General features: G+C 66.6%; 25 protein-coding genes and 2 pseudogenes. 13 read left to right on the top strand and 14 right to left on the bottom strand.

The genetic code is table 11. The annotated features are described in order from the left end of the window. Positions 1–43: 43 nt before the first annotated feature. On the top strand, positions 44–520 hold the full coding sequence (locus ACQP1O_RS36885) for a hypothetical protein (protein WP_433562951.1): 477 nt from the start codon (positions 44–46) through the stop codon (positions 518–520). A gap of 5 nt (positions 521–525) precedes the next feature. Here ACQP1O_RS36885 and ACQP1O_RS36890 read toward each other — a convergent pair whose 3' ends face one another. From ACQP1O_RS36890 to ACQP1O_RS36900, 3 genes are all read right to left on the bottom strand, one after another. Continuing rightward, the gene (locus ACQP1O_RS36890; RefSeq protein WP_433562952.1) at positions 526–1,050 is read right to left on the bottom strand and encodes a hypothetical protein; all 525 of its coding nucleotides are present in this window, start codon (positions 1,048–1,050) and stop codon (positions 526–528) included. Positions 1,051–1,245: 195 nt separating this feature from the next. After that, positions 1,246–1,932, bottom strand: a complete 687-nt coding sequence (locus ACQP1O_RS36895; RefSeq protein ID WP_433562953.1) for a GNAT family N-acetyltransferase — start codon at positions 1,930–1,932, stop codon at positions 1,246–1,248. A 306-nt stretch (positions 1,933–2,238) separates the two neighbouring features. Further along, the gene (locus ACQP1O_RS36900; RefSeq protein ID WP_433562954.1) at positions 2,239–2,736 is read right to left on the bottom strand and encodes a nucleoside deaminase; all 498 of its coding nucleotides are present in this window, start codon (positions 2,734–2,736) and stop codon (positions 2,239–2,241) included. Positions 2,737–2,996: 260 nt separating this feature from the next. On the opposite strand from ACQP1O_RS36900, the gene ACQP1O_RS36905 reads away from it, so the two are divergent. From ACQP1O_RS36905 to ACQP1O_RS36920, 4 genes are all read left to right on the top strand, one after another. Next, positions 2,997–3,179 (top strand): hypothetical protein, encoded by a 183-nt coding sequence (locus ACQP1O_RS36905; RefSeq protein ID WP_433562955.1) that lies wholly within the window; start codon positions 2,997–2,999, stop codon positions 3,177–3,179. Between the two features lie 303 nt (positions 3,180–3,482). Next, positions 3,483–4,238, top strand: a complete 756-nt coding sequence (locus tag ACQP1O_RS36910) for an SDR family NAD(P)-dependent oxidoreductase (protein ID WP_433562956.1) — start codon at positions 3,483–3,485, stop codon at positions 4,236–4,238. Between the two features lie 15 nt (positions 4,239–4,253). Then, positions 4,254–5,120 (top strand): ABC transporter substrate-binding protein, encoded by an 867-nt coding sequence (locus tag ACQP1O_RS36915; protein ID WP_433562957.1) that lies wholly within the window; start codon positions 4,254–4,256, stop codon positions 5,118–5,120. Between the two features lie 93 nt (positions 5,121–5,213). Next, the gene (locus ACQP1O_RS36920) at positions 5,214–5,942 is read left to right on the top strand and encodes an SDR family oxidoreductase (RefSeq protein WP_433562958.1); all 729 of its coding nucleotides are present in this window, start codon (positions 5,214–5,216) and stop codon (positions 5,940–5,942) included. A gap of 126 nt (positions 5,943–6,068) precedes the next feature. Here the strand turns inward: ACQP1O_RS36920 and ACQP1O_RS36925 are convergent, their stop codons facing one another. The 3 genes and pseudogenes from ACQP1O_RS36925 to ACQP1O_RS36935 form a co-directional block, all read right to left on the bottom strand. After that, positions 6,069–6,449, bottom strand: coding sequence for a hypothetical protein (locus ACQP1O_RS36925; RefSeq protein WP_433562959.1), 381 nt, complete (start codon positions 6,447–6,449; stop codon positions 6,069–6,071). Positions 6,450–6,700: 251 nt separating this feature from the next. Further along, a complete protein-coding gene (locus tag ACQP1O_RS36930; protein WP_433562960.1) occupies positions 6,701–7,066 on the bottom strand; it encodes an iron chaperone in 366 nt (121 codons plus the stop codon). Positions 7,067–7,270: 204 nt separating this feature from the next. Next, positions 7,271–8,670 (bottom strand): annotated as a pseudogene (locus ACQP1O_RS36935) (flavin monoamine oxidase family protein). 1,253 nt (positions 8,671–9,923) lie between these two features. On the opposite strand from ACQP1O_RS36935, the gene ACQP1O_RS36940 reads away from it, so the two are divergent. The 3 genes from ACQP1O_RS36940 to ACQP1O_RS36950 all read left to right on the top strand — a co-directional run bounded on the left by ACQP1O_RS36940 (position 9,924) and on the right by ACQP1O_RS36950 (position 11,614). Next, complete coding sequence (locus ACQP1O_RS36940) at positions 9,924–10,316, top strand: Tn3 family transposase (protein ID WP_433562961.1); 393 nt, start codon at positions 9,924–9,926, stop codon at positions 10,314–10,316. 70 nt (positions 10,317–10,386) lie between these two features. Continuing rightward, on the top strand, positions 10,387–10,827 hold the full coding sequence (locus ACQP1O_RS36945; RefSeq protein ID WP_433562962.1) for an SRPBCC family protein: 441 nt from the start codon (positions 10,387–10,389) through the stop codon (positions 10,825–10,827). 16 nt (positions 10,828–10,843) lie between these two features. After that, entirely contained in the window at positions 10,844–11,614 is a 771-nt protein-coding gene (locus ACQP1O_RS36950; protein ID WP_433567914.1) for an ArsR/SmtB family transcription factor, read from the top strand. Positions 11,615–12,465: 851 nt separating this feature from the next. Here the strand turns inward: ACQP1O_RS36950 and ACQP1O_RS36955 are convergent. After that, complete coding sequence (locus ACQP1O_RS36955; RefSeq protein ID WP_433562963.1) at positions 12,466–13,047, bottom strand: TetR family transcriptional regulator; 582 nt, start codon at positions 13,045–13,047, stop codon at positions 12,466–12,468. Between the two features lie 100 nt (positions 13,048–13,147). Between ACQP1O_RS36955 and ACQP1O_RS36960 the strand changes: the two genes are divergently transcribed. Then, positions 13,148–14,101, top strand: a complete 954-nt coding sequence (locus ACQP1O_RS36960; RefSeq protein ID WP_433562964.1) for an aldo/keto reductase — start codon at positions 13,148–13,150, stop codon at positions 14,099–14,101. 190 nt (positions 14,102–14,291) lie between these two features. After that, entirely contained in the window at positions 14,292–14,936 is a 645-nt protein-coding gene (locus ACQP1O_RS36965; RefSeq protein WP_433562965.1) for a pentapeptide repeat-containing protein, read from the top strand. Between the two features lie 49 nt (positions 14,937–14,985). Here ACQP1O_RS36965 and ACQP1O_RS36970 read toward each other — a convergent pair whose 3' ends face one another. After that, positions 14,986–15,660 carry a TetR/AcrR family transcriptional regulator gene (locus ACQP1O_RS36970; protein ID WP_433562966.1) on the bottom strand — a complete coding sequence of 225 codons (675 nt, stop codon included), beginning with the start codon at positions 15,658–15,660 and terminating at the stop codon, positions 14,986–14,988. Positions 15,661–15,875: 215 nt separating this feature from the next. Between ACQP1O_RS36970 and ACQP1O_RS36975 the strand changes: the two genes are divergently transcribed. Beyond that, a complete protein-coding gene (locus ACQP1O_RS36975) occupies positions 15,876–17,132 on the top strand; it encodes a Ca2+-dependent phosphoinositide-specific phospholipase C (protein WP_433562967.1) in 1,257 nt (418 codons plus the stop codon). A gap of 188 nt (positions 17,133–17,320) precedes the next feature. Here the strand turns inward: ACQP1O_RS36975 and ychF are convergent, their stop codons facing one another. Then, entirely contained in the window at positions 17,321–18,400 is a 1,080-nt protein-coding gene (ychF, locus tag ACQP1O_RS36980) for a redox-regulated ATPase YchF (RefSeq protein ID WP_433562968.1), read from the bottom strand. 62 nt (positions 18,401–18,462) lie between these two features. Next, the gene (locus ACQP1O_RS36985; protein ID WP_433562969.1) at positions 18,463–19,092 is read right to left on the bottom strand and encodes a TIGR03086 family metal-binding protein; all 630 of its coding nucleotides are present in this window, start codon (positions 19,090–19,092) and stop codon (positions 18,463–18,465) included. 100 nt (positions 19,093–19,192) lie between these two features. On the opposite strand from ACQP1O_RS36985, the gene ACQP1O_RS36990 reads away from it, so the two are divergent. Beyond that, positions 19,193–20,143, top strand: a complete 951-nt coding sequence (locus tag ACQP1O_RS36990) for a helix-turn-helix transcriptional regulator (protein WP_433562970.1) — start codon at positions 19,193–19,195, stop codon at positions 20,141–20,143. A gap of 26 nt (positions 20,144–20,169) precedes the next feature. On the opposite strand, the gene ACQP1O_RS36995 is transcribed toward ACQP1O_RS36990, so the two are convergent. Together ACQP1O_RS36995 and ACQP1O_RS37000 are read right to left on the bottom strand one after the other, a co-directional pair. Further along, entirely contained in the window at positions 20,170–21,084 is a 915-nt protein-coding gene (locus ACQP1O_RS36995) for a hypothetical protein (RefSeq protein WP_433562971.1), read from the bottom strand. A gap of 193 nt (positions 21,085–21,277) precedes the next feature. Beyond that, positions 21,278–22,057, bottom strand: coding sequence for an NAD(P)H-dependent oxidoreductase (locus ACQP1O_RS37000; protein WP_433562972.1), 780 nt, complete (start codon positions 22,055–22,057; stop codon positions 21,278–21,280). Between the two features lie 139 nt (positions 22,058–22,196). On the opposite strand from ACQP1O_RS37000, the gene ACQP1O_RS37005 reads away from it, so the two are divergent. Further along, on the top strand, positions 22,197–23,069 hold the full coding sequence (locus ACQP1O_RS37005; protein ID WP_433562973.1) for a helix-turn-helix transcriptional regulator: 873 nt from the start codon (positions 22,197–22,199) through the stop codon (positions 23,067–23,069). Between the two features lie 39 nt (positions 23,070–23,108). On the opposite strand, the gene ACQP1O_RS37010 is transcribed toward ACQP1O_RS37005, so the two are convergent. Beyond that, complete coding sequence (locus ACQP1O_RS37010) at positions 23,109–24,005, bottom strand: alpha/beta hydrolase (RefSeq protein WP_433562974.1); 897 nt, start codon at positions 24,003–24,005, stop codon at positions 23,109–23,111. An 89-nt stretch (positions 24,006–24,094) separates the two neighbouring features. Continuing rightward, positions 24,095–25,426 (bottom strand): annotated as a pseudogene (locus ACQP1O_RS37015) (MFS transporter). Positions 25,427–25,635: the final 209 nt, after the last annotated feature.

Genomic DNA, 25,635 nt, shown 5'->3' on the forward strand with positions numbered 1-25,635 from the left:
GATACGAAGACGCTACGAAGAGTTGTCCCGCACACTGCCTAGGGTGTTCGACCCCTCCCCGCCGCCGGACGCCGATCTCGCGGTCCTGCACAGCCTTCCGCATCCGGCCTGCCTGCACGACGGCGGCTACGACGTGGTGGCCGCGAACGAACCCTTCCGGAAACTGTTTCCGGGCACCGGTCCGGGTTCGAACCTGATGACGGCCATCCTGCTGGAACCCATGGCCCGCTACCGGCTGGGCGACTGGGAGGCCGAGGCGCAGGTCATGGTGTCGGCTTTCCGGTCCGCCGCTCCCGACCTGCGGCCGGATCGGGTCGAGGAGATCGTCAACCTGGCCCGCCGCTCCCCCGACTGGGATCGCTTGTGGCACAGCCACGTCGTCCCCCCGGAGCCGCGCGAGCGCACGGTGCTGATGAACGATCCGCTGACTCGCCGCGAACGCCGGATGTACGTGCAGACCTTCGAGTTCCAGTCACCGCAGCGGCCGTGGTGGCTGCTGACGGTGGTGCCGTTCGACTAGCCCGGTCAGGCCTCGGCGGCGGGGACCTCGAACCAGCCGTCCTCGGGTTCGGCGTAGCCGTGATACATGAGCGGTATGCGCCGGTCCACACCGAAGTGCCGATAGACCGCGAGCATGGTGCTGCGCACTGCCAGGTCGTGGAAGTCGTCGATGCGCCGCGGGCCGAGCCAGTGCTCGGGGAGCAGTGCGAGCCGGGTCATCTCGTCCGGATCGTCCATGTCCAGTCCGATGGGGCCGGGGTCGACGATGAAGTGATCGTGCAGCACCGCGTGCACACCGTGCGGGTCGTGCTGCCCGCCCGCGAAGGCGAGGAAGCGGGTGCGGATGGCCGGCGAGCCGTGCTCCTGCAGCCACTCGATGAGATGCCGGTTGGGGCGCGGAATCGACCTCGCGGACAACGGGGCCTGCTCCACCAGGTGCAGCACGCTGGCGCCGGGCACGCGGGGTTCGGGGACGAGGAAGAGACTGAGCACCGGGGAGCCGGACAGACTGTCGCAGAGGCAGACCTTGGTGCGCATGGGGTCGGGCATGCGCCACTCCTTACGAGGGAGGGGTTGCTGGCTTCGTCATCCGAATCGTGCCGGCTCGCCGAGTTACCAGACTCGGACGGATCTCTCCTCGACGCCCGACCGGTGCAACACCCGGAATTATAGTCTCCGGACACCGATCGGACCGACCGGTCTGACGGTCGATCCGATCGGTCACGCGGTTGCTGTGCGGCCCGGTTACGCGCCGACCAGACGGCTGTGCGTGCCCTGCCGGGTCGGCAGCGCCGCCAGCTGGCCGTCGATGGTGGCCCGGACAGTCGGCCACTCCTCGTCCAGGATGGAGTAGAAGGCGGTGCTGCGCACCTCACCGTCCAGCCCGCGCGAGTGCGCGCGCCGCACCCCGTCGCTGGTGGCGCCGAGACGCTCGATCGCCAAGCGGGACCGGAGATTTCGGACATCCGCGCGCATGGCGATCCGCCGCACCCGCCACACCTCGAACGCGTGCTGCAGCAACAGCAGCTTGGACTCCAGATTGATGCCCGCGCCGCGCGCCTGCGGGGACAGCCAGGTATTGCCGATCTCGGCGGCATCGGGCACCGCGAGCAGGGGATCTCCGCTCGGCATACCGTGCACCAGCGGCCACACCACCGGGCCCTGCCAGTAGTCGAAACGGGTGAACCGGGTCGAGCCCAGCACCCGTCCACTGGCGACGGCGACGATGGCGAAGGCCAGCGAGGTGCCCGCGGCATGCCCGGAGAGGGCCTGAGCGATGTATTCCAGCGCCTCGTCCACACCGTGTGGGACAGGCGTGAACGCATACTCGTCACGGTTCCCCGCAGCAGCCTCCGCGAGCCCCGAAGCATGCTGCGGCGCAAGGGGTTCCAGCCGTACCAGACGGCCGGTCAGAGTTACGGGTACGGGCACGTTCCCTCGATCTTTCGGAAGGGGTCGGGGGCTCGCGTCAGGCAATGGCCGCCCCGGCCACACACTCCGGAATCGACGAACCAGCCCTGGCGCGCCAGTAGCAGCATCGGATAGTGGGATGAACGATAGCGGAACACCAGCGCACCGCGCCGCAGGCGGCATGTAAATTTCATGCGCTCTACCGCGCGTCGCGCGGGTTATTTCACAGGTGTCTTACAGCCTTTTCCGGCACGGCCATCCGCTACCTGCCGGCGACCCCCTTTCGGGCTGCCGGAAATGCGAATACCTATGCGTTGGAAGGTATTACTACGCCGGTCTTCCCCGCCAGAAACCGTCGTGTACCGCTCTTGCCTCCGCGAGCTCGATCGGACCGATGACCGGCAGCGCGCGCTGACCGGCGGCGAATACCGCACGGCAGGGCAGCGCCATGGTCGGATTCCCGGGATCCGCACCGGTCAGGGCCAAGAGCTGGTCCTCACCGAGTGCATAAACCACCCGCCCGATATTTCCCCAGTAGATCGCCCCCGCGCACATCGCGCAGGGTTCGGCACTGGTGTAAAGCGTGCAGCCACGCAGAAACTCGACGTCATAGGCGGCGCTCGCCAGCCGCACCAGATTCGTCTCCGCATGTCCCGTCGCGTCACGCATGGTGATCACCGTGTTCTCCGCCTCCAGCAACACCCTTCCCCCGGGCTCGGCCAGCACCGCCCCGAATGGATGATTGCCGTGCTCACGCGACCGCCGCGCAATGCCGACAGCCGTCAGCAGATTTTCCATATCCCGCTCGCTGAGCGATTCGACCACCCGAACACCTTGCCACACAACCACTTCGGCGGCACCGGAGGGGTTCGAAGTCCGCCGGGAGGCGGGCGGCGGCCACAAACGGACCGCGAGCAATGCCGGGCCGACATGGTCGACGCGTGCCCGGACCCCTACCTGCTGCGAAGTTGCCAGATGGCCGGCAGGGGGTTGTCGCCGGGAGATCATCGGCGGAAGATCGATTGGACAACTGTTCCGGGTCGGGGGTCGACCGCCATCGCTCATCCGAGGAACGGAACCCAGACATGAAGACCAAGATTGCTTCGATAATCGCCGCGACCGGCATCACCCTGTCGCTCGCCGGGCTGGCCGCTCCCACCGCATCAGCCGCTCCGCCCACACCTGCGCCGGTCACCGACACCTTCGGCTCGGTCGCGTTCTGCTTCGGTGTCCCGGTGGGCTTCTTCATCTTCACCATCTGTATCTGAGGCGCCGAGCGACGCAACGTCCCCACCGCGCGCCCCGCGCGGTGGGGACCTCGTACCCAGCCGGTTCAGAGGTTGAACCGGAACTCGACCCCACCGACATCGGGCGGCGGCCGTGATCCGTCGTTCGCCTCCAACACCCCTGATATCTCGCCTGCCTCCGATATCACTGTCGCACAACCGCTTCAGCGGCCACGGTCGACATCGTGCTCTACGGAGCGATCCGCTCCACACACTCCGACATCGACGCCCGGACCAACCGGGGCGATCACAGCGACCGCCACGCGGATCAAAAGGAGTCGCGCCATGATCACAGGCACGGAGCGAGTGGCACTGGTGACAGGTGCCAGCAGCGGAATCGGCGCGGCCACCGCGCGTCTGCTGGCGGCGCGAGGAATGCGCGTGGTGGTCAACTACCTGCACAGCGAGGCAGCGGCCGAGCAGGTCGTGGCCGAGATCGGGGAGGCAGGCCGCCACGCGCTGGCCGTGCGGGCCGATGTCCGTGAGTCCGCCGCGGTCGAGAACTTGATCGAACAGGTCCAGGCGCAGTGGGGTGGCGTCGACGTGCTCGTGCACAACGCGCTCACCCCGTATGCGATCAAGTCGTTCCAGGACATGACGTGGAAAGAACTGGGCGGCAAGCTCGATGACGAAATGCGTGCGGCGTTCACCGTTACCAAGGCCGTCCTGCCCGCCATGACGGCACAGCGCTGGGGGCGCATCATCTATATCGGCACCGGCCTCAGCCGCCGGCCCCGAGCGGGCATGATCGCGCTCGGCACCGCCAAAGCCGCACTCGCGCAGTTCGCTCGTTACCTCGCCCAGGAACTCGGGCCGTGGGCCATCACGGTCAATGTCGTGGAGCCCGGCCCGGTCGAGGACACCCGCATCGCTGGTGTGCTCGACGACGAGATCAAACGGCGGCAGGTGGCCGCGACACCGCTGGGCCGCCTGGCCCTGACCGGGGACGTCGCCCAGGCGGTCGCGTTCTATGCCAGCGAGGACAACTCCTTCATGACCGGCACCACCGCCGCGGTGAACGGCGGCATGGCCATGTACTGACGAGGGAGAACGCTCATGCACACGATCGATCTCGCCTACGTCGGTCGGGGATTCCACGAGGAACTGGTTGCCTACATTGCCGACCAACAGGACTTCTACGCCGACGAAGGCGTCCACGTTGCCCTGCGCGACGGTTGCACCTGGGATGAGGAACGACTCCGCCGGTACGCCACCATCGGGCTCGGCCGGGCCCTGCTGTCCCGGTTGACCAACGGAATTCCCTGGGTCGCGTTGACTGTCAACACCGACCGGCCACTGTTCTGGTTCCTCGCCCGTTCTGGCATGACCTCGCCGACCGGCCTATCCGGCAAACGGGTCGCGGTACACGCGCCCCGCACCGCGCCCGGATGCTTTGCGAGGATCGCGTTACGTCGGGCCGGCCTGGACCCGGACCACGATATCCACTCGATCGTCCGCTCGCCCGGCGACTACGGGATGGACCTGCGCATGCTGCACGACGGCACGATAGACGCCGCCCTCGTCGGCAGCACCATGGCACCCGAAGCGGTCGCGGCAGCGGAGGGCTGGCAGGTGGTGGCCTGGGTCGGCGATCACTTCCAGATCCCCACTGTCGGTGTAGCCGTCGATCCGACCTACCTCCGCCCCGACTCGCCCGCGGTCCAGGCCGTCGTACGAGCCCACCGGCGTGCGCTACAGGTGATCCACGACGACACCGATACCACGGTGCGCTACCTGCGAACCTTCCTCGGCCGACACACCGCGGACGAGGTCCGAGCCCACTACGAGACTTTCATCGCACCGTATTTCACCACCGACGGCCACGCCGACCTCACTGTCGGCGATACCGCGATCACTGCGGTAGCCACCGAACTCGGGGTGCCCGTCACCGTCACCGCAGCCGACTTCTACCGCACCTCCTAGCAGCCCGAAGAGGCGCGCCGAAACGTATTCGATGCAACCACAACAGGTTTCACGAAATCAGGCAGGTCGATACACCACCCGGAAGGACATCTCATGAAACTCGCAGTCATCGGCGGAACCGGACTGATCGGATCGCAGGTCGTCGAGGATCTGAACGCCGCCGGGCACCGGGCGATTCCGCACTCGCATTCCACCGGTGTCGATGTCATCAGCGGCACGGGATTGAACGAAGCCCTGGCCGGTGCCGACGTCGTCGTCAACTTGACCAATTCCCCGACCTTCGACGACGCCTCTCCGGCGTTCTTCCAGACCTCCATGGACAACCTCCTGACCGCTGCCCACAGCCAGGGCGTGGGCCATTTCGTCATCCTGTCGATCATCGGCGCGGACCAGGTGCCGGACCTGGACTATTACCGGGCAAAAGTGCTGCAGGAGAGCATCCTCGCGGCCGGGCCGATCCCCTATTCCATCGTCCGGGCCACACAGTTCATGGAGTTCATCGACGCCGTGCTGTCGTGGACCACCGACGGCGACACCGTCCGATTGCCCACGACACCGATCCAGCCGATCGCCGCGAAGGACGTCGCCGCCGCGGTGGCAGAAGTCGCGGCAGGCGCCCCGTTGAACGGCGCCCGCAACATCGCCGGACCCGAGATCTTCCCCCTCGATGAACTGGGCCGAATTACCCTGGCCCGCAAAGGCGACAGCCGAACCGTCGTCACCGACCCCACCGCCGGCATGTTCGCCCTCGTCAAGGGCGACGTCCTCACCGACAGAGACGCCCACCTCGCCCCTACCCACTACTCCGACTGGCTCTCCTGACTCGATTGCCCGACGAACCGCAACTCCACGTCAGTCCGCCGATCATGAGTAGTCGACCACTCACTACGGCCAGGTTTCCGCACCGACCGCTGGAGTGCGAACCCAGCGGCGTGGTTCGGGGCATCCTCAGCCCCGTGATGTCGCCTCGAAGGCCTCTGGGTACTGCCGTCGCGCCTTGTCGAGCAGACCAGGCTCGGTACTGGTGTCGAGCACGGTCTTGAGTTGCAGATTCGTCCGCTCCGCCGCGGCATCGGCTTGGACCGCCTTGGCTTCGGCCTGGGCCCGGCCGGCCACGCCGAACCAGTAGCCGAGCGCGGAGGTCAGCAGCGGAAGCACGACCAGCAGAATGTCTTTGGCGCGTTGATAGGAGTCCACGACATCTCCGGCACTGTCTCTGGCCGGCATGACGTCCAGGTCGCTGGCCACCACCCCCAGCCACCACGCGGTGAATCCCAGCAAGACGAGTGTGATCGCCGCCCGGATCACCGGTCCGGAGAGCTTCATCACTTCGTACCTCCTCCGAATTGCTCCGATCGTCGGCCCCAACTGTGCTGCAGCGGGTCGGGTCGGTCACGGGTAGTTTGCTACCTGTTCGGATTCTCGAACCAGCGATGGGATACACCAAGCGCCACCTCGATCAATTCGAGTGAAGCCGTTTTCCGAGTCCGTCGCGGCGGTCGGCGAGCATGCCGAGTGCAATCAGCGTTGCCGGTGGCGAAGACTCGCACCTGGGAATGACCTCAGCGGCGGCCACGCGGTCAGCAGATCGTGCCGGGCCGGGCCGCGGTTGCGTCGAGCAGATCCCGCAGCAGGCCGAAGTCGATGTTCTCCGGCCTGCGGAACCGCAGGCAGCCCTTGCCCATGTCCTGCCCGGCCAGCTGTTCCGCGAACGCGTCACGGACGTCACTGCGCATGAGATAGAAAGAGATGTACTGCTTCTGGCTGGCAAATGCGATCTCCGCGACACCGTCCCGCTCGTATGCGGGCATCCCGTACGCCATGACCTCGTCGAAGCCCACCAGCTCTTTTCGGCACAGCCGCCGCAACTCGGCCAGCACGGCGCTGCGTTCCTCGGGGACCTCGGTCAGATAGCCGTCGACGTCGCTTGCCTTGCTCCGCACCATTCCACGAGACTATCCAGGAACGGTGTAGCGCGCCGGTAATGAGCCGCTGACCTGCTGGTATGTGGAATGGGGGTGTCAGCGAGTACCGCACAACCAGGCGAGCTATCCAGGCGAGCTATCCAGGCGTGCAATCCGCGCTCCGACCATGCGCCGCCGCTCTCGAGTCAAAACCCTTGCCGCACAAGAGCTTCGGGTCGGCCGACCTCATACCGCGGCGAGTTCGTGCTGCAGCACTTCGCTCGCGGCTCGTTCACCGGAGCGAATGGCTCCGTCGACCCAACCGCACATGACGGCCGAGCTCTCGGTTCCGGCCCAGTGGATACGGCCGCAGGGTTCGCGCAGCGTACGGCCGAACTGGGTGAGCACACCGGTCGGCGTGTGACTGAGCATCCCGCCACCGGAATAGCGCTCGGCACTCCAGTCCTGCTCGATGTAGTCGACCGGGAGACCGGCTTTTTCACCGAATCGCGTGACCAATTCGTGGAGGATCACCGTCCTGCGTTCGGCGGCATCGAGTCGACCGATCTGCCGTGCGATGGGCCCCTCGGAAATGACGCACAGAACCCCGGGTCGCCCGGCGTCGGTGCAGCCGTCGATGGTGACGGTGGCCGGCGATCCCGGCGCGGCCGACTGACCCGACAATCCGTCGCGCCGCCAGAACGGCTCGTCGTACAGGACGGAAATCTTGATGATCGAGCCACTGGGCACCCGCTGATGCAGGAACGAGCGATCGACCGGCAACATCGGCTCGTACCGGATCTGACCGGCGATCGCCAGGGGGACGGCCACGATCGCCCGACGCGCGCGCACCGTCGATCCATCCGCATGCACTGTTACCCCGGCGGCGTCCTGCTCGATACTGTGCACCGGCTGCGACAGGTGAATCGAGTCGCCGAGCTCGGCCGCCATCGGCCCGTAGATCGCACCCATACCCCGACGGGCCGGGCGTCCTGGGCGCCGCCCTTGACGCCGAATACGAAGTTCGGCCCACCTCCCGATGCCATCTGATACAGCGCGAAAAGCATCGACACTTCCGAGGCGGCCGAGGTGTAACTGCCCGCGATAGCGGTCTCGAGCAGCTCGTAGGCGGGCTTGGACCAGACGGTGCGATCCAGCCACTGCGCCAGGCTGATCCGATCCCACTTGTCGGCCTTCTTCGCCTCCCACGGCGCCTCGAGCGGGATCGACTTGCACATGTGCCCCAGCTCGACCATGCTCGCGCCGAGATTCATCGATGCCCAGGGGCTCATCGTCCACGGGATCGTGCCGGTGTAGCGGTACTGCTTGCCGTCGACGACCATCATGGCTTCACCGTCGGTGTACTGCGGGTAACTCCGGACTCCGAACTCGTTCATCAAGGCACGGATGCGGTCCTGTCCCGGCCCGATCCAGGCACCACCGCGGTCGATCCAGCAACCGTCCGCGCGTACCTCGGTGAATGTGCGCCCACCGAGCCGGTCGCGGGCTTCCAGCACAACCACCGATCGCTCCGCCTGCTTCAGCCGCAAGGCAGCCGTCAACCCCGCGAATCCGCCACCGATCACGCAATAGTCGAAGTCTGTCATCGAGAGCCGCCTTCGTCTTGAAGTTCTCCTGGCCACCATCGGGCCACGGCACTGCTCGCACCCACGACTCCACGGATGCGACCACCTTCGATCAGACCCACACCCGAACCAGCAATTTTAGAGCAAATTGCACAGACGGCAGGATAACGCGGTTCGATACCGGAAGGCCCAGCTTCCCAACAAGGAGAGCAAACGGCAGGTAATCCAACACCCGTGCCGCGGGGGGTGGCACTCCTCGCACCGATCTGACGCCAATCATCCCAGAAACGCCGCTGACCGCACCGACCGAACCGGTCGACGCACTGTGCCGGCGAAACAACGACCGAACCCCCACCCGGACATCGGACGGGGCTCAGCAGAGTCTCTACCAGCAGCGATACATGTCTCGAGGAGACCGCTGATGCGCCGGTGCCGGTGGGACCCACAACTCGGTCGCGGCGGAGTCGTTCGGCGTGGCGGGCATGGTCGGTGATCTGCGAGATCGCTACATCATGATCAGCGACCAGATCGCCAACGAATTCGCCGCAATCAGGAACGTGGCGACCAGGCATTTCAGCGGCGTCATGGTGACCAGGTATTTCAGCGGCTTCCTGTACCACCTGACGCGATTGTTGTTTTCATCCCACATGGGAGGTCCGGGTACGTGCGCCCTCGACGTCGGCCGCGTCGCGGGCCATCCGTGGTGTGCCCTCGGCGGCGTCGCGGAGTCGGACGGCCATCGCGATCGACTCCCGGCCATAGAGGAGCGAAGCAGAGCGGCGACGTGGGTCAGCAGGTCACGGGCCGGGAGCGGGATCAGCCGGCATTCCGACACACCGGCGGTCAGGACCCGTTCGACGGTGCCCGCATCGGTATCGCTGCTCGAGGCCAGTATCGGGGCGTCGGTCCGCGCCCGCAGCGCACACAGCACAGGGGGGTGCGTATTGGCCAGTGACGGACCGACCACGACCAGATCCGGTGTCAGCTTCGCTGTGCTCAGCGCCCGCCGAGCACTTATCGTCCGAACGGCCTGATATCCCCCCGAGGCCAGCGTCAGTCCCAGCAGCTCGGCTGTGGCCGGATTGCTCTCGACCACCAGGATCTTCGCAAGCGGGGATGGGTCCTCACCTGGTTGCGAGCGCAGACGGTCGATCCCGGAAGCCGATGCCGGGAAACTGTTCACTGATGGTCCTCCGTTTGGGATCCCCACCCCTCAGTCGAGGATTGCCGGACGACCCTCCGAGCGAAAGGGGTCCAAAGACCTCTCGACTGGGACCTCGGGCCTATGACCCTTCCGCGTCGAAGGCCAATCGTTGCGCGAGATCGCCCGCGGCATCGGAGTCGGCCTCGCTGTCGTCCACGGCGAAGTAAAAGCCGCCGAACTCGGCAGGGCGGGCACGAGCGTGGTGCTGTGGAACACCGTCTACCTCGACCACGCCGTGATGCCCCTGCGCGCCCAGGGCTATCCGGTGCTCGATGACGACGTGGCGCGACTGTCGGCGTTCATCCGCGCCCACCCCGGCCTGGACGGGCACTACAGCTTCGTGGGCCCGGACCTCGGTGGCCGACCGCGCCCCCTGCGCAACCCCGATGCCCTCGACGACGGGTGCCAGGAATTCGATTCGACCGTGCCCGCCGCCGATCCCCGGCCCCTGAAACGCAACCCGGTGACTGGTGATGTGCGGGCACGTGCCGGTCGTGGTTGACAGGCACCCAATCGGCTGCATAATTGCGATAGGCAGCAGAAAGGCTGCCTATCGCAGAGGAGAATCACCAATGGCTGACATCCGGCACCGTGTGGGCGTCTACGCCCCACAGCAGAAGGTTTACGAGACCGTGAGCACGCCCGAGGGGGTGTCGAAGTGGTGGATGCCTGCGACGGGCGACGCCGAGAAGGAACTCGAGTTCGGCGGCGGGGACAAGCCCGTCCTCACCGTCCGGGTGGCCGAGCTCGTCCCGGGTGAGCAGGTGGTGTGGGAATGCATCGACGGCCCGGCCGAGTGGGTCGGCACGACGATCACGTTCGATATCTACCCCGGACCCGCGGCAGAGGAGACGGTCGTGAAGTTCACCCACGCGAACTGGCGTGAGCCGGTGGAGTTCATGCACCATTGCTCCACTCGGTGGGGGCAGTTCCTGTTCAGCCTGAAAAACGGGCTGGAAAACGGCGGCTGGCAGCCCGTCGCGGTGATGCCCCTCGCCAGCAGCTGGAGTTGAGTTGCTGACCGCGCCCGTGGACGAGGTCTTCCGGGCCCTGGCCGACCCGACCCGGCGCCGGCTGCTGGACAGTCTCAACGCCCGCAACGGTCAGACGCTGCGGGAACTGTGCGCCGGGCTGGACATGGCCCGGCAGTCCGTCAGCAAGCACCTGGCGGTCCTGGAGCAGGCCACCCTGGTCACTGCGGTGTGGCGGGGTCGGGAGAAGCTCCACTATCTCAACGCCGTGCCGATCAACGAGATCGCACAGCGATGGATCAACCAGTACGACCGGGCCCGCGTCGAGGCCCTGGCGGATCTGAAACGAGCATTGGAAGGGACCCCCTTGAACACGAACGGCAAGCCCGAATTCGTCTACACCACCTATATCCGCACCACACCGGAACGTTTGTGGCAGGCGCTGACGCAGCCCGCCTTCACCCGGCGGTACTGGGCCGGATACACCTTCGAGTCGGACTGGCAGCCCGGCTCGACCATCGTCGTGACGACCGGCGACGGCCGCATCGCCGAGGACCCCGAACAGGTTGTCCTGGAATCCGATCCGTTTCGCCGCCTCGCCTACACCTGGCACAACAGGACGACGTGCGACGGGGGGACACCGGAGCCGCGATCCAAGGTGGCCTTCCACCTCGAAGATACCGGCGGCCTGGTGAAACTCACCGTCGTCCACGACGGCTTCCTGCCGGGCAGCAAAGTACTGGAGAGCATCAGCGGCGGCTGGCCGCGCGTCCTCGCCGACCTCAAGACCCTGCTGGAAACAGGCGAGCTGGCCGACCCGGTTCGGTGACGCGCGCCGATCGCGGGCCGCGCACGAACACGATGATCCGGCGCCAGACTTCAGCGGTTGTTGCGCCGTGCGGCGGGGTCGGTCGCGGCATGCCAGCGGCCCAACGCCGTCCCACATCGCCGTCCGCGCCGAAGTCGCGGACCAACCGATCCAGTGCAACGGGGTAACCGCGGCGGGTGTTCGTGCCGGGGATCGTGCCGAGATAGATCTTCACCGCGTCCGCCAACCGGACCCCGGCCATCCGCGCCGGAAGTGTCCGCACCGACCCCATCCGAACGCCCTCTCGGCGGTGAGTGCCAGCCGTTGCGCCATCTCTTGCCGGTCCGCGGGTTGATGCCGACGATCCGGCAGGCTTCCACGCTGCTGTAGCCCTGACGCATGAGCTGGAAGTATGCCTCCCGCTCACGCGTCAGTATGCGGCCCCCGCGCGCATTGCGGTCGCTCCGAATCTGAAAGTCCATAGCACCCCTCGAGCTGGGGTGTTGCGACAACCACTAGAACTCAAGACACGGAAATGGGGGCTCAGCAGAGTCTCTACCAGCAGCGATACATGCGCTGCCCTACTTCTTCGCAGAGGCTCAGACGTTGAATCTGAACTCCACCCCATTGACATCCAATCGCTGCAGGTCAAACGCAGTGCTCAGAGATCGGCTCGCGTTCCGAAACCGAATAACCTCTGTACACGACACACCGATCCACCCGCCGGCGGCAACATCTCAGGACCGCACCCCCGGCCGCATGGCCAGGACTGGCCATGGCAGGCACGAGTGCGCGCTTAGGTAGCCGATGCGCGGTAGTTCGGCGCCAGACCACGTTGACTGGACAACGCGGGCGGGGCCAGGCACGACGGTTCACCCCTTGTCTGCGGAAAAGGTTGCGGGGAAGAGTCTTTCGACTGCGGTGATGATGGCTGCGCGGCGGGCTGCCAGGAATGCATCTCGCTCTCCGGTCGCGAGGTCGGGCTGGTCGGCCCAGGCCATGGCGAGCTGGTTGACGAACATGAGGATGTCGAGCGGGTCCCAGGAGCGATCGAGGTGGCCGTCCTGCTGAGCCCGGCGGAGCTGTGCGGTCTTGCGGGACACGATGTCGTGGGTGGCGTCGTCGGGGGCGTTGTCGGCGAATTCGAGTTGGCCCCACCGCATCAGGCGCAGATTGTCGGGATGGCTGGTGAAGTAGTCGTGGACTCGCCCGGCGTAGCCGGGTAGGTCGGTGGGGTCCATTCGAGTGGCTTCGGCGACCGCGTCCAGCTCGCGGGCTGCGACGAATCGGTACAGCTCTTCCTTGCCGCGGAAGTAGGCGTAGACGCGTTCCTTGCTCGTCTTGGCGGACTTCGCGATTCGATCGATCCGGGCCCCGGCGATCCCGTGTCGCGCGAACTCGGCCTTGGCCGCCTCCACGATGCGGTCACGGGTCGAATCGGCGCGCGAAGTCATCCACCGAGCCTACCAGAACCAAACTGTTTGGTTTGACGACCGGAGTTGACCGATGTACCGTCAAACCGAACAGTTTGGTTTGATGTGAGAGGAGCCAGCCATGCAGCACAGGACACTGGGCGACCAGGGCCTGACGGTGTCGGCGATGGGATACGGATCGATGGGCACCGTGGTCGGATACGGGGCCAGCGATGACGAACAGTCGGTCACCGCGATCCGCCGCGCCCACGAGCTGGGGGTGACCTTCTTCGATACCGCCGAGATGTACGGGTGGGGTGAGGGTGAGAAGCTGCTGGGCCGCGCGCTGGCGCCGTTGCGCGACGAGGTCGTCATCGCCACCAAGTTCGGCTTCACCCCCGATTTCGGCACCGACTCCCGCCCCGAACACATTCGCGACGTGGTCGAGGCCAGTCTGCGCAACCTGGGCGTGGACCACATCGACGTGCTCTACCAGCACCGGGTCGACCCGGCGGTACCGATCGAGGACGTGGTCGGCGCCATGGCCGAGTTCGTCGACGCGGGCAAGGTGAAATACCTCGGCCTGTCCGAAGCCGGACCCGAGACGATCCGCAAAGCCCATGCCGTGCACCCGATCTCGGTGCTGCAAACCGAATACTCGATCTTCGCCCTCGATGCCGAACCGCTGTTCGGGCTGCTCGAGGAGCTCGGCATCGGATTCGTCGCCTACTCGCCTCTGGCCCGCGGCTTCCTGACCGGAACAGCGAAACCGTCGAACGACTACACACCGACCGACTTCCGCGCCCACATGCCCTGGTGGAGCCCGGACAACTACGACGCCAACAGCCGAATCGTCGACCAGCTCACCGAACTGGCTGTCGGCAAGGGCGTGACCTTGTCCCAGCTGTCGTTGGCGTGGGTGCTCGCGCAGAAGGATTACATCGTGCCGATCCCGGGCTCCCGAAATCCCGATCGTGTCGCGCAGAACATCGCCGCCACCGACGTCACCCTCACCGCCGAGGACCTCGCACGGATCACCGAAATCGCCCCCACCGGCGGACACGGCGGTCGCGGCACACCCTCGGGATGGCTCTGACCCGAGCCATCCGGCACTACAACGAACGCACGGTCAAGCCATGTGCCGCGCGGTCGACACGGCCGCGTGGCACACAGGAAAATCAACGGGCCGAGATCATCCCAGGGGCAGCTGCTCGGCTGTCGGCGGCACACGCCGACCAGCCGAGTGCACTGCCATCTCGGGCGTCTCGACCGGATAGGAATCCGATATGTCACGCGAGCTCGCCGACCTGTCTTTCGCGCGTTTTCTGCAGTTGCACGCGGACATGGCGAACGAGGGCGCCTACGACTGCGCGCATTTCGACGGTCTCGAGCTGGACGAACCCGATGTCCGCAATGCCGAGTTCACCGAGTGCGCCATCTCCGCGACGGCCGTCACCGGCGGCGTCTTCCGGCACGCGCGATTCAACGACGTGTGGGTCCACGGCAGCCGCTGGATTCGCGCGGATCTGTCCGAAACCTCGTGGATGGACGCCGAATTCGTAGTCGACGCGTTCTCCGGAATCGAGGCGTTCGGTGCGGCGCTGCGCCGGGTCACCTTCCACAACTGCAAGTTCGAATCGGTGAACCTGCGCGCAGCGGTGCTGCAGGACGTGTCGTTCGTGGATTGCGTACTGCGCCATGTGGACATCAGCGAGGCGAAACTGACCTCGGTCACCTTCCCCGGCTCGGAGATCGAGGGGCTTTCGCTGCGCAAGGCGCAGTTGAAAAAGGTGGACCTACGCGAGGCGCGATCGATCGATATCGCCGACGGGATCGAGTCACTGTCCGGCGCACTCATCACCCGCACCCAGCTACTCGACCTGGCTCCTGTCTTCGCACACGCACTCGGAATCATCGTCAAAGACCGCTAGCTCGACGCCTGCGCAATGACGAGCACTGGATTCGGATCGGGCGTCGGTCTCACCGATCGTGACGATCCGGTGGCAGCCCCTGTCCATCAATGGAGATGCGCGCCAGCAAAGCGTCGGCCGCGGCCTCGAAAACGTGCGGCAGGTCGATCTCGTCGGGCTGGGCCGCCCATTGCAGTCGCAGTCCGTCGTTGAGTGCCAGGAGTTCGAGGACGGTCTGGCGGGCGTCGGTGTCGGGTTTGAGTTCTCCGGCGGCGATGCCCTGTTCGAGGACGGGCACGAGTGCTTCGAGGATCCGGGTCATGTTCGAGCGCAGCCGTTGGCTCGCGGGGTTCGACTCGAGCAGGGCCTGCCCGCCCAGCACCGCACGGAATCGCACCAGTTCCGGGTGCCGCATGCTGTCGCGGACCGCGGAAACGAACTGCGCGAACAGCTCTCGCGTCGAAGCCTCGCGATCGTAGATGGGCACGAACGGCTTCTCGCGTAGATCGATCGCGGTGAGGAACAGCTCTTCCTTGGTGCCGAAGTGGTGGATGACGGCGGCGTCGGTGATGCCGGCGTCGGCGGCGATGCGAGCGATGGAGGCGTTGGCGTAGCCGTAGCGGGAGAAGTGGTCGACCGCCGCGGTCAGGATCCGCTCCTGCGTCTCCTCGCCCGGTATGTATCGGCGGCGCGGCCGGGCTCGGCCCTTACGGCCGCCGGGCGAGTCCGGCTGTGCGGAAGTCATCGCGAACCTTTCGTCGAACTACGCGATCCCGTGCTGCTCATCGAGCCTATTGGCTCACCGCCGCCACCCCACGCCCACAGGTCCGTGTCCCACTCACCGGACAGAAGGGTGCGAATGCACAGCAAATGCTTAGTGATCACTTAGCATTTGCGCTCGGCGGTCGGCACACACCTGACCTGTGGCGATGCGCCGTGATTCGAAACGGAGAGTTATCCATGAGAAGTCCTCAACGCCAGTCGCGGTGGCGATGGGCCGCAGCCGCCGCGGTCCTCGCGAGCCTGTTCTCGGCCGTCGCGGCGGCCAACGGAGCACCGGCGCCGGGCCTCGGCAAGCCCTACGCACTCGACGACACCCTGCGGATGAACCAGATTCAGACCATGGGCACCCACAACAGCTATCACTCGGGCCTGATCCCGCAGGGGCTGCCGCCATCGTTGGGCGCCCAATACCCGATCGACCAGCTCACCGCCGGGCTCGACTACCGGCACAAATCGCTGACCGAGCAACTGAGCCGACTCGGAGTGCGCAACGTCGAGCTCGACGTCAACGCCGACCCGCAGGGCGGGCGTTTCGTGAACACCCCGATGCTCGCAGAGGTAGGCGCCCCGACCCGGATGGCCGACCCCGCCTGGGCCGAGCCCGGCCTGAAGGTCTTTCATGTCCCACAGGTAGATCAGCAGACCAACTGCGTGAAGTTCACCTCATGCCTCACCGAACTGAAGCAGTGGTCGAGCAAGAACCCCGGGCACCTACCGCTCATGGTCTTCGTCGAATTCAAGGACATCGACCTGCTACACACCGACCCGAATCCCCCTATGCCGCAATGGGGACCGGCCGACTACGACCGGGTGGACGCAGAGATCCGATCGGTGTTCGCCGAGGACCAGATCATCACCCCCGATGTCGTCAAGGGCCACTACCCCACGCTCGAGGCGGCCGTTCTGGACAAGCAGTGGCCGACCCTGGCCCAATCGCGCGGAAAGTTCATGTTCGTCGACTGCAACTGCCTCGCCGGTGACCGGCACCGCCGCGACTACCTCCGCCCGGACGGCAGCCTGACCGGACGCGTCATGTTCCCCACGTCTCAGCCCGGCAACCCCGACGCCGCGGTGATCCTGGCCGACGAATCGATCCAGAACGCCACCCGGATCCGGGAACTCGTCCAGGCCGGCTACATGGTCCGCACCCGCTCCGACATCAACACCGCCGAGGCCCGCACCAACAACACCGCAGCCCGCGACGCCGCCTTCGCCTCCGGAGCGCAATGGGTCAGCACCGACTACCCCGAACCGGACCCGAGACTGAACAACAACTACTCCGTCCAGGTCCCCGGCGGAAACCCAGCCCGCTGCAACCCCGTCAACGCCCCCGCGGACTGCCAGCCACAGGACGTGGAGAACCCCCGATTCCTCACCGTCCCGGTCGGAGGACGCTCCGACACCCACCGCCAGGACGACCGCGCCGGGCGCTGACCGAACCGGGGCCCGGCATCGGCACCCGCCGCAGCCACTCGCCGCGACGCCACCCAGATTCGACAGCTCGTCGCGGCCATGATGGCCCACCGAAATGACTGAGCCCCCCATCCAGATCCTTGGATGGGGGGCTCAGCAGAGTCTCTACCAGCAGCGATACCGGCGCTGCCCTACTTCTTCGCAGAAGCTCAGACGTTGAATCTGAACTCCACGACGTCGCCGTCGGCCATGACGTAGTCCTTGCCTTCCATCCGGACCTTGCCGGCGGACTTGGCGGCGGCCATGGAGCCGGCCTCGACGAGGTCGGTGAAGGCGACGATCTCGGCCTTGATGAAGCCGCGTTCGAAGTCGGTGTGGATGACGCCGGCGGCCTTGGGGGCGGTGTCGCCCTTTTGGATGGTCCAGGCGCGGGCTTCCTTGGGACCGGCGGTGAGGTAGGTCTGCAGGCCCAGGGTGTGGAAGCCGGCGCGGGCCAGGGCGTGCAGGCCCGGCTCGGTCTGGCCGATGGACTCCAGCAGTTCGAGGGCGGATTCCTCGTCCAGCTCGAGCAGTTCGGCCTCGACCTTGGCGTCCAGGAACACCGCGTCGGCGGGGGCGACGGCGGCCTTCAGCTCGGCCTTCTTGTCCTCGTCGGTGAGGATCGACTCGTCGGCGTTGAAGACGTAGAGGAACGGCTTGATGGTGAGCAGCGACAGTTCCTTCAGCAGCTCGGTGTCCAGCTGGTCGCGCGCGGCGAACAGGGTCTTGCCGCTGTTGAGGATCTCCTGCGCCTGCTTGGCGGTGTCGGCGACCGGCTTGCGGTCCTTCTTGACCTTGGCTTCCTTGTCGAGACGGACCACGGCCTTCTCGAGGGTCTGCAGGTCGGCCAGGATGAGCTCGGTCTCGATCACCTCGATGTCGGACAGCGGGTCCACCTTGCCGTCGACGTGGATCACGTCGTCGTCGGCGAAGACGCGCACCACCTGGCAAATGGCATCGGCCTCACGGATATTGGCGAGGAACTTGTTGCCCAGGCCCGCACCCTCGGAGGCGCCCTTCACGATGCCCGCGATGTCGACGAACGACACCACCGCGGGGACGAGGCGCTCGGAGCCGAAGATGCCGGCCAGTGTGTTCAACCTCGGGTCCGGCAGCGGCACCACACCGACATTCGGCTCGATGGTGGCGAACGGGTAGTTCGCGGCCAGCACGTCATTGCGCGTCAGAGCGTTGAACAGCGTCGACTTTCCGACGTTGGGCAGGCCGACGATTCCGAGGGTGAGACTCACGAGAGTGGGAGTCTACCCGGACCGGCGGCCCGCTCCGTCACCGCAGGTCCGGGGCCGGTCCGTCAGGCCCGCGGGTTGCGGCCGAGGTAGGCCAGCAGCTCGTCGGCCACCGGCGTATCGGTCGCTGGCAGCCCGGTCACGACGGGTGCGAAGACGCCGTAGTCGCGCAGCGGCTCGACGAGGCCACGAGCGGCGGTGAGCAGGTGCCCGGCCAGTTCGTCGGTGAGCGGCGAGGGCTGCCCGGTGCCGATGGCGATATCCCAGGCGTGCACCGCGGCGTCGAGCGCGCACATGACCGCGGCCACCGGGGTGGGGAGCTCGCCGTGCGGCAGCGGGGTGGGCACGGTCTCGGTGCCGTCGGTGACGGTGGACCAGGCGGTGGCGGTGGGTTCGATTGCGGCGGAGACCAATTCGACCGCGCCGCCGTCGAGGTGGCCGGAGGGCTCGAACGGGTTGCAGGCCGGGCCGTCACCGATGCCGAGGAACTTGGCGTAGGCCAGCTGATCACCGGCCGCGTGCTGAACCACCTGCGTCACAGTCCATTCCGAGCACGGGGTGGGGTTGTCCCACTGGTCCGCGGCCACACCGGCCACGACCTCGGCGAGCGCGCGGTGCGACGCCGCGAGGACCTCGCGCCAGGCCGGAGCGAGGACGGTGGCGGGCGAGTTGTCGGTCTGCGGGTTGGCGCTCATTGTTCTTGCCTCTCAGGTCGTTTCGATCCGTTGAGATAAAGATATGACCCGATTAGGCTGGTTTTCTTCCTAATAATCCGGCCGGACGAAGGGGTTCCGCGTGACCTCCACCACAACTCGTTTGCTGCGCCTGCTGTCCCTGCTCCAGGAGCGCACCCTCACCGGCCGCGAACTGGCCGAACGACTCTCCGTCACCGACCGCACCCTCCGCCAGGACATCGCGCGCCTGCGCGAACTCGGCTACCCGGTGCACGCCGACCGCGGCCCGGTCGGCGGCTACCGCCTCGGCCAGGGCGCCACCATGCCCCCGCTACTGCTCGACGACGACGAGGCCGTCGCGGTGGCCGTCGCCATGAACGTGGCCGCCGACGGCAGCACCGGCATCGCCGATATCCACGCCAATCTCGAACGCGCCCAGGCGAAAATGGACCGCATCCTCCCGAAACGCCTGCAACGCAAGGTCACCGCATTGCGTTCCGTCACGGACATCGGCCCCGCCGTCACCGGTTCCCGGGAACCCGATGCCCCCGTCTCCGCCGAAACCCTCGCCACCCTCGCCACCGCCATCCGCGCCACCATCACCCTGCGCGCCGACGCCGCCGAACTCGAGCCCTACCGTCTGATCAGCTGGCAACGCCGCTGGTATCTGGTCGCCTACAGTCTCGAATCCCACTCCTGGCAGGCCCTCCCGGTGGCTTCGATCACCGAAATCATCTCCGGCACACGCCATTTCGCCCCGCGCCCACTCCCCGACTCCGATCTCGTCGCCTTCGTCCTGCGTGAAATAGCCTCCACCGGTTGGCAAGTCCACGCCCGCGTCACAGTCCTGGCCCCCGCCGAAACCGTCATAGCCCGTATCAACCCCACAGTCGGTGTCGTCGAACCCCTCGACGACACCTCCTGCCTGCTACTGACCGGAGCCGACCGCCTGGAAACCATCGCCATCTACCTCAGCATGCTGATGATGGATTTCCGCGTCACCGACCCACCGGAACTGGTCACCCACATCCGCACCCTCGCCCACCGCTACGCGGCCGCCACCGAGCCGTGACCCCCACCGCACCGGTGTGGTGGTTGCTACCGGGTACCGGCCGATTCGGGCAGAACCGTGACGTGGCGGACGGTTCCGGACAATCCCGGAAGCTCGACGGGCGCGGTCCAGGTGCGGAATCCGTCGCGGCTGTCACTGTAGAAGTACTTCTTCTCGGTGTAGGCGTCGAAGTAGATCCGGTGCCCTCCGTCGGGCAGTTCGATCACACAGTGCCCCTCCCGCGGTGCACCCCAGCCGGCCCAGTCGCCGGTGCCGATGAACCGGTACGGCCCCAGCGGAGTAGTGGCGACCGCAAGCTCGATGTACTTGCTCGATTCGTTCTTCGTGAAGGCGTAGTAGCTGCCGTCGAGCGCCACGACGGCGGTGTCGATATAGCCGAGGTGCCCCGGCCGCTGCGGCCCGATCCCCGCGAGCGGAATCGGCAGGTTCCACACCGGCCGCGCGGGATCGTCCGTGAGGATCAGATAGGGCCGGAAGCCCTGCCCCTGCGAGATGGAGACGAGCACCCCCACATATCCGGGAATGAGGTCGAACCATGTTGGCGCCCAAGCAGCTTCGGCCCTCGGCACCGGGACCGGATAGTCCGACAGGTGAGTCCAGGTGAGCCGGTCGGTGCTACGGGCGAATCCGATGGTGTGACCGTCTCCGGCAGTGGTGTACGCGATGTAGTAGGCCCCGTCGGTATGCCGGAGCAAACTGGGATCCCGCACCAGCCCGGCCGCGGGGCGGTAGGCGCCGGCCCGCAGCAATGTGAAATTTGCCGCATCGTCGGATTCATAGACGTAAAGGTCGGTATCGCTGCTATTGGTGAACGCGGTCATCGTGTACCGCGTGGTCGCCGCCGCCCGCGCGATCCCGGTTCGCCTGCCGAGCCCAGCCCCGACCGACAGCACGGCCATCGAAGCCAACACCGACCGACGATTCCACCGGATCGCGGTCATCCGCAGCATTATTCAACGCCCGATAGCCGACCCGTAGCCGCCGCGCCGAGCAAGCCGCTTCCGGTGCAATCTCGCACGACGGCTCGAGAATCGGTCGAAACCGGTGAGCTGGCGCGGATTGCGCGAGGCTGCACCGGTTGTCAGCAGTGCCCAGCAGCGGAGACTCACAGGTCACGAGAAGCTGGGCTGAGAGTCAGGCGTGGATGTGGAGACCGAAACCGGTGCGACCCGGGGCTTCCAGGCCGGGGCGGAGGCGTGCGGCTGGGATCTCGTAGTCGCCACCGTTCTGGGTGCGGTATGGGATGGGATCGGTGTGCGGGAGGTCGAGAAGGCATTCCTTCCAGAGATCGGTTGCGGTGGTGAAGGTTTCGGCGGAGATACGGCCGGCGCCGTAAAGGACGAACGGGGGTAGGACCTGCATGCCGGGGTGGTAGAGGATGCCGTGCTGGATGGGGTAGAGGAGGTCGTCGATGGGGCCGTTGATGCCGCGGTCGGAGTAGTGGGATTCGGGGCCGCCGACGGTGAGGGAGAGCATGGCCCGTTTGCCTTGGAGGGCGCCTTCGCCGAAGCGGTCACCGTAGCGGGTTTCGTTGTGTTCACCTACGCCGTATCCGAATCCGTAGGTGAAGACGCGGTCGACCCAGCCTTTGAGGATGGCGGGCATGGTGTACCACCAGAGGGGGAACTGGAGGATCACCGTGTCGGCCCACCGCAGCTTGTCCTGTTCGGCGCGGATGTCGTCGGTGAGGGTGCCGGTTTCGAAGGCCCGGCCGGAGTCGAGGGTGGCGTCGAGCGGGGTCGATGCGGCGGGACCGAAATCGTCGGCGTCGATGGTGGATTTCCAGCGCATCGCGTACAGGTCGCTGACCCGAACCTCGTGGCCGGCACCGGTCAGGGTGTCCACGGCGATGTCGGTGAGTGCGCCGTTCAGCGACTTCCGTTCGGGGTGGGCGTGGACGATGAAGACTTTCACGATTGCTCCTCGGGTCGATGTGTCTTCGATCCTCGGGGCGCGGCCGGGTGCGGTTCAGGGACGCTTCATCCGTAGGAACGGACTTCCTGGTATCGACAGGGCCACCCGGCGCGGCCGGCACGGCACGGATACTGGAGCGATGGACGATCTGGCCGATTTCCTGCGCACGCGGCGCGCCCGGGTCGCCCCGGAAACCGCCGGCATTCCCGCCGATTCGCGTCGCCGGGTGACCGGGCTGCGGCGCGAGGAGGTCGCGCATCTGTCGGGGGTGAGCGTCGACTATTACGTCCGCCTCGAGCAGGGGCGAGCGCGTCAGCCATCGCCGCAGGTGCTCGACGCGCTCGCGCGGGTGCTCGGTCTGGACGAGGTGGAACGCGACCATCTGCACCGGCTCACCAACCGTCCGGCGTGCAAGCCCCGGCCCACGCCGGCGCCGCGACTGCGCCCCGAACTACTGCGAGTGCTGGACCTCGTCGCCGACGCCCCCGCGTTCCTCATCGACCACCGCATGACGGTGCTCGCCGCGAACCGGCACGCCGACCTGCTCTACGGACGCCGCATGCAGGGGATGAACATCGCCCGGTACGTGTTCCTCACCGACGAAGGGCGCGCCCTGCTCGCGGACTGGGACGGCTGCACCCTCGACACCGTGGGCCACCTGCGCCTAGCGGCCGGCCGCTGCCCCGACGACCCCGAATTGGCCTCTCTCATCGGCGAACTCGCCATGCGCAGTGACCGCTTCCGGCGTCTGTGGGCCCGCGCTGACGTCCGCACGCGGACGCACGGGCGCAAGGCGTACAACCATCCGCTGGTCGGGTATCTGGAGCTGCATCAGGAGAACTTCATGCTCCCGGACGGCACCGGAACGGAACTCGTCACACAGTCGGCGGCACCCGGCACCGCCGCGCACGACAATCTGCGCCTGCTGGCCAGTCTCGGCGCGACGGACGACGCCGCCGCGGACACGAAGCCCGCGAACGAAACTCGACATGCGGGCGAGCCGACTGCCTGACTCACCGAACCGCTGACCATCCACGACGTGACCGCCGATTCAGGCGAGCCGATCCAGAATGGCCGCCAGTTCGCGAGCTCGGAACATGACACCGGCATGTCCGGCCGGGAGAGTATGGACGTCGAAAGGATTGTCCGGCGTGAGGCGATCGGCGTCGTCGATCATCTTCGAGGCCAGAGCCTCGGTGATGACATTGTCATGGGTGAGGCGAATGTAGCTGTGCGGAATCCGCCCCCAGGTGTCGGCCTCGACCCGGCCGTCGGCGAAGTTGGTTTGCGCCCCGTCCTCGGGCTGCATGCCGAAGTTGAGCACCAGGAGCGTCTGCTCGGAGGTGGCCTCGGGCATATTGGTCACCCGGAAATCCTCGAGTGCCTCGGGATCGTCCGACCGCAGGTTGAAGCGAATCAGGCCACGGGCGACGGGTTCCATTCCGAGGAACAACGAATGGTCCGGATTCGGGACCGGCACGCCCTTCAACGCTTCGGGAGTCTGGCTCAGGGCCGTGGCGCTGGGCGCGTCTTCGGTGGACGGACAGAAGGCCGACACGTAGACGATGCGGTCGATGGCCTCGGGTATGGCATTGCCGACCAGACCGATCGTGATGCCGCCGAGGCTGTGGCCGACCAGGATCACCGGGCCATGCCGCCGCACCTGCCGCACCACCTCGATCACGTGGGCGACATTGTCCTCCACGGTAATCGCGGACATCGGCGACGGTCCGGCCGCGAACTCGGCGATATCCTGCGCCTGATACGACATGGGCATCGAGGCGTCGAGCCCGTGTCCGGGCAGATCCACCGGCAGGCTGCGATGCCCGAGGAGCGCGAGTTCGCGTACGACCGGCGTCCAGAAGAAGCTGTTGCTCGTCAGGCCGTGTACGAACACGAATGTCGGAGCAGCAGTGGCATTTTCGGCGGCTTGTCCAGTTTTTGACATGAATCCCCCAGTGGTTTGCGAAAACTGATACTGGGTTCTTTACCCACACCGGGTCGACGCACACCAGCACCGGCGTGGCGCGGAGTGTCTCAACCCACCGCCCGGGTGGTCGGGTCGGGCTGGACCGGCGGTTCCGGAGCAGACCGATCCGAAAGAGACTGCGCCGCAACCGGTACGAGCCAGGCACCGGGGATCTCGGTGCCGTGCAGCGAGGTTCCGGCGGTTTCGCGCATGAAGGCGCAGGCGACCAGTCCGATCAGCGACGCCGCGACCATGTAGCCCGCCGGGAACAACGACTAATCGGTCCGTTCGATGACCGCCTCGTTGATCAGCGGTGCGGTCCCGCCGAACAGAGCCGTGGACACGTTGTAGCCCAATGCGAACCCGGCATAGCGCACGTGGGTGGGGAAGATGGCCGGGAAGGTCGAGCTGATGGTGGACAGCTGCGGCACGTACAGCAGTCCGAGCGCCACGAATCCGATGACGGCCCAGACGGTTCCGCGACCCATCAGCCAGTACATGGGCACCGCGAGGACGGTGAGCCCTACCAGCGAGACCAGCCACAGCGGGCGCCGGCCGACCCGGTCGGAGAGGCGGCCGAACAACGGCAGCGACATCATCATCACCAGCTGGCCGATGAGCATCATGGCGGTGGTGGTGGATTCACCCAGGCCGATGGTGTGCTGCAGGTAGGTGGGCTGATACGTGAGCAGCGTGTAGTTCACCAGGTTGAGCGCCACGACCAGCCCGATCAGGGTGAGCAGTTCGCGCCGGTAGGTGGTGAGCACCTGGCGCAGCCCGCCCGGCGGGGTGGCCCGGTCGTCCTGCTCGGACAGCTCGGTGAAGACCGGGGATTCGTCCAGCTTGCTGCGCAGATACCAGCCGGTCAGGCCCAGTGGAACGGCCAGCAGGAACGGGATGCGCCAGCCGCCGGCGTACATGGCGTCCGAACCGAGTGCCAGCTGGCAGGCCAGCACCACCGCCGAACCGCCGACAAAGCCCGCGAGCGTGCCGAATTCGAGGAAACTGCCCAGGAAACCGCGCCTGCGGTCCTCCGAGCATTCCGCGAGATAGGTTGCGGCGCCGCCATATTCGCCGCCCGTGGAGAAGCCCTGCACCACCCGCAGCAGGATCAGCAGGATCGGCGCGAGCACGCCGGCCGTGGCATGGGTCGGCAGGATGCCGATGGCCCCGGTGGCCCCCGACATGATCAGGATCGTGGTCGCCAGCACTGCCTTGCGGCCGATGCGGTCGCCCAGCGGACCCCACACCATGCCGCCCAGCGGGCGCAGCACGAACGAGATCGCGAAGCCCAGCATGGTGCCGAGGGTGCCCAGCGAGCCCGGGAAGAAGGCGGACGTGAGGTAGCCGGCCGTGGCGGCGTACACGCCGTAGTCGAACCACTCGGTGGCATTGCCCATGGCACTCGCGGCGACCGACCTCCGCAGCGGAAAGCCGGCCCTGTTCGGTTCCGTCGTATCTCGCACGATGCAGACCGATACCCACGCACACTATTCGCAAACTGCGAGGGCCCCGAACGGGCCCTTCCCCACCGACCCCCACCAGTGCGAACACCACGATCGTGATCATCGTCACAAATGCGGCAAATTCGTCTCGGCGGTTCGATTGG

The sequence above is a fragment of the Nocardia sp. CA-151230 genome, from assembly GCF_050942175.1.
Classification (GTDB): Bacteria; Actinomycetota; Actinomycetes; order Mycobacteriales; family Mycobacteriaceae; genus Nocardia.

Coding starts and splice junctions, on each gene's coding strand:
- ACQP1O_RS36890 (WP_433562952.1), bottom strand. CDS start 1,050: ATGCCCGACCCCATGCGCACCAAGGTCTGCCTCTGCGACAGTCTGTCC.
- ACQP1O_RS36945 (WP_433562962.1), top strand. CDS start 10,387: ATGGCTGACATCCGGCACCGTGTGGGCGTCTACGCCCCACAGCAGAAG.
- ACQP1O_RS37010 (WP_433562974.1), bottom strand. CDS start 24,005: ATGTCAAAAACTGGACAAGCCGCCGAAAATGCCACTGCTGCTCCGACA.
- ACQP1O_RS36905 (WP_433562955.1), top strand. CDS start 2,997: ATGAAGACCAAGATTGCTTCGATAATCGCCGCGACCGGCATCACCCTG.
- ACQP1O_RS36985 (WP_433562969.1), bottom strand. CDS start 19,092: ATGAGCGCCAACCCGCAGACCGACAACTCGCCCGCCACCGTCCTCGCT.
- ACQP1O_RS37005 (WP_433562973.1), top strand. CDS start 22,197: ATGGACGATCTGGCCGATTTCCTGCGCACGCGGCGCGCCCGGGTCGCC.
- ACQP1O_RS36930 (WP_433562960.1), bottom strand. CDS start 7,066: ATGGTGCGGAGCAAGGCAAGCGACGTCGACGGCTATCTGACCGAGGTC.
- ACQP1O_RS36920 (WP_433562958.1), top strand. CDS start 5,214: ATGAAACTCGCAGTCATCGGCGGAACCGGACTGATCGGATCGCAGGTC.
- ACQP1O_RS36910 (WP_433562956.1), top strand. CDS start 3,483: ATGATCACAGGCACGGAGCGAGTGGCACTGGTGACAGGTGCCAGCAGC.
- ACQP1O_RS36970 (WP_433562966.1), bottom strand. CDS start 15,660: ATGACTTCCGCACAGCCGGACTCGCCCGGCGGCCGTAAGGGCCGAGCC.
- ACQP1O_RS36960 (WP_433562964.1), top strand. CDS start 13,148: ATGCAGCACAGGACACTGGGCGACCAGGGCCTGACGGTGTCGGCGATG.
- ACQP1O_RS36955 (WP_433562963.1), bottom strand. CDS start 13,047: ATGACTTCGCGCGCCGATTCGACCCGTGACCGCATCGTGGAGGCGGCC.
- ACQP1O_RS36975 (WP_433562967.1), top strand. CDS start 15,876: ATGAGAAGTCCTCAACGCCAGTCGCGGTGGCGATGGGCCGCAGCCGCC.
- ACQP1O_RS36915 (WP_433562957.1), top strand. CDS start 4,254: ATGCACACGATCGATCTCGCCTACGTCGGTCGGGGATTCCACGAGGAA.
- ACQP1O_RS36965 (WP_433562965.1), top strand. CDS start 14,292: ATGTCACGCGAGCTCGCCGACCTGTCTTTCGCGCGTTTTCTGCAGTTG.
- ACQP1O_RS36995 (WP_433562971.1), bottom strand. CDS start 21,084: ATGACCGCGATCCGGTGGAATCGTCGGTCGGTGTTGGCTTCGATGGCC.